Origin of the sequence: Saccharomonospora iraqiensis subsp. iraqiensis (assembly GCF_000430445.1) — a bacterium.
Lineage (GTDB): Bacteria > Actinomycetota > Actinomycetes > Mycobacteriales > Pseudonocardiaceae > Saccharomonospora > Saccharomonospora iraqiensis.
Genome location: NZ_KE387105.1, coordinates 1 through 2553, shown reverse-complemented (window position 1 = coordinate 2553; position 2553 = coordinate 1). Strand labels below are relative to the sequence as shown.

Sequence of the window (2553 nt, the reverse complement as noted above, 5' to 3'; positions counted from 1 at the left end):
GGGCCGGGCCGCCACCGCGGCGAGCAGGCGGGCGAGCCGGGTGCGCTCGCCGTGCAGCAGCGCCTCCTCCTTGCCCGCGAAGTAGTTGGAGAAGGTGCGCCGGGAGACCGTCGCCGCGTCGGCGACGGCCTCCACGGTGAGCTGGTCGTACCCGTCCCGCAGGGCGAGCCGCATCGCGGCCTCGTGCAGCGCGCGCTTCGTCGCCCGCTTCTTGCGTTCGCGCAGTCCCGGTCCGGTGTCGTCCACGGGACGATCGTAATTCCTCGACCGGTGTGATTCTCAACGCGCAAACTTGCCCACTGGGCAAATTTCCCGGACAGTCGACCGGGGTGGCGCCGTCCGCCACCGTCCGTCCCGACCGCGAGGTCCGACCGTCCCGGAGACCGTGTGACCAGCCCCACGACCGCGTCCACCGACGACACCGGGTCCTCCCCCCGCCGCGGGGAGGTGCTCAAGGCCCTCACCGGGCTGCTGCTCGCGTTGTTCGTCGCGATGACCAGCTCGACCATCGTCTCGGTCGCGCTGCCCCGGATCATCGGTTCGCTCAACGGCACCCAGACCCAGTACACCTGGGTGGTCACCGCGACGCTGCTCGCCGCGACCGCGTCCACCCCGATCTGGGGGAAACTGTCCGACCTCTACAGCAAGAAGCGGCTGACCCAGGTCGTGATCTCGGTGTTCCTGGTCGGTTCCCTGGTGAGCGGGTTCGCGCAGGACCCGGGGCAGCTGATCGCGGCCCGCGCCGTCCAGGGGCTCGGCGTCGGCGGCCTGCAGGCGCTGGTGCAGGCGGTGATCGCGGCGATGATCCCGCCGAAGGAGCGCGGCCGGTACAACGGCGTGCTCGGCGCGGTCATGGCGCTGGCCACGGTGAGCGGGCCCCTGCTCGGCGGACTGGTGACCGACGTGTCGTGGCTGGGGTGGCGCTGGTGCTTCTTCCTCGGCGTGCCGTTCTCCGCCGTCGCGCTGGTCGTGTTGCACCGGACGCTGCATCTTCCGGTGGTGCGCGGGCGCGCGGAGGTCCGTGTCGACTACCCGGGTGCGGTGCTCGTCGGTACGGGCGTGAGCGTCCTGCTGATCTGGGTGTCGTTCGTGGACGGTTCGTTCGGATGGCTGTCCTGGCAGACGGCGGTGCTGGCGGGCTCGGCCCTGGCGATCCTGACGGTCGCGGTGTGGTGGGAGTCGCGCGCCGCCGAACCGATCGTCCCACTGCACATCCTGCGGCAACCCACACCCGCCCTGGCGATCGTGGCCAGCCTCGCCGTCGGCATGGCGATGTTCGGCGGTGCGGTGTTCCTCGGCCAGTACTTCCAGGTGGCGCGCGGGTACGACCCCACGGCGGCCGGGCTGATGATGGTGCCGATGATGGCGGGCACGCTGGTGGCCTCGACCGTCTCCGGCCTGCTGGTCAGCCGCACCGGCAGGACGAAGCCGTTCATCGTGGCGGGCACGCTCGTGCTGGTCACCGGCTTCGGGGTGCTGTCGACGCTGGGCCCGGACACCCCGCTGCCGGTGGTGTTCGGCGGGCTGTTGCTGGTCGGCACCGGTGTGGGCCTGTCCATGCAGAACCTGGTGCTGGCGGTGCAGAACACCGTGGCCCTGCGCGACGTCGGTGCGGCGAGCGCGTCGGTGACGTTCTTCCGCTCGCTCGGCGGTACGACCGGCATCGCCGTGCTGGGCGCGGTGCTGGACCGCACGGTGGACAGGGACATCGCCGAGGGCCTGGCCGAGGCGGGCATCCCCGCCCCGGCCACCGCCGGGACCAGCAACCTCAACCTGGCCGAACTGCCGGAGCCGGTGCGCGAGATCGTCCGGACCGCCTACGGTGACGCGACGGGACACCTGTTCCTGATCTCCACGGCGATCGCCGTGGTGGGCGTGCTGGCCGCACTGGCGCTCAAACCCGCCGACCTGCGCACCAGCCTCGACCTCGACCCCGACCACGCCGCAACACCCGGCACCGACGCCGATCCGGAGGCGACCGCCCCCGTGGTGCGCGGCTGAGACCGACCCCTGGAACCGGGGCACCCGGCGGGTCGCCGTCGGCTACGAGCGGTCCCCCGCCCCGCCACCGGCGTAGGGTTCCGGGGGCTCTGCCTCGTCGGGGTCGCGGTCATCATGTACGCGCCGCGCGGGTGACGCCTCACCGACCGCGCCGGGCGGCGCGGTGAGCGGCCATCCGGACGGGCGCGTTGGCCGTGCCGTACCCGGCGTAGTCACCCACCCGCTGCACGACCTCGAAGAACACCCGGGAGCCGAGCACCTCGGTGAAGAAGTGGAAGTACTCCCCGTCCGCGTCCCGGTCGTAGAGGATGCGGTGCTCGCGCAGGGCCGCGTGGGTCTCGTCGGGCAGCCGGACCCGCGCCTCGAGGTCGTCGTAGTAGTTGTCCGGCACGGACAGCAGCGGAGCGCCCCGTCCCCGCGCGGTCCGGGCGCAGGCCACGATGTCGTCGGTGGCGAAGGCGATGTGCTGGGGGTCGGGCACCGCGGGCGACCAGTCCCCCCGGCGCAGCACCGTGCCGTGCAGCGCGATCCGCACGCGGTCGTGCCGCGCGG

At 72.7% G+C, this 2553-nt stretch carries 2 protein-coding genes and 1 pseudogene; 1 reads left to right on the top strand and 2 read right to left on the bottom strand.

Annotated features, from left to right (window positions below; translation table 11 throughout):
- Positions 1-246: TetR/AcrR family transcriptional regulator (locus ACTIR_RS0115195; RefSeq protein WP_026454921.1), on the bottom strand; the 246-nt coding region annotated here is incomplete at its 3' end.
- Between the two features lie 141 nt (positions 247-387).
- Between ACTIR_RS0115195 and ACTIR_RS0115190 the strand changes: the two genes are divergently transcribed.
- Positions 388-2001: an MDR family MFS transporter gene (locus ACTIR_RS0115190; protein WP_026454920.1), complete on the top strand. Its 1614-nt coding sequence runs from the start codon at positions 388-390 to the stop codon at positions 1999-2001.
- A gap of 139 nt (positions 2002-2140) precedes the next feature.
- On the opposite strand, the pseudogene ACTIR_RS26725 reads toward ACTIR_RS0115190, so the two are convergent.
- A pseudogene (locus ACTIR_RS26725) lies at positions 2141-2553 on the bottom strand (VOC family protein); the annotation flags it as partial.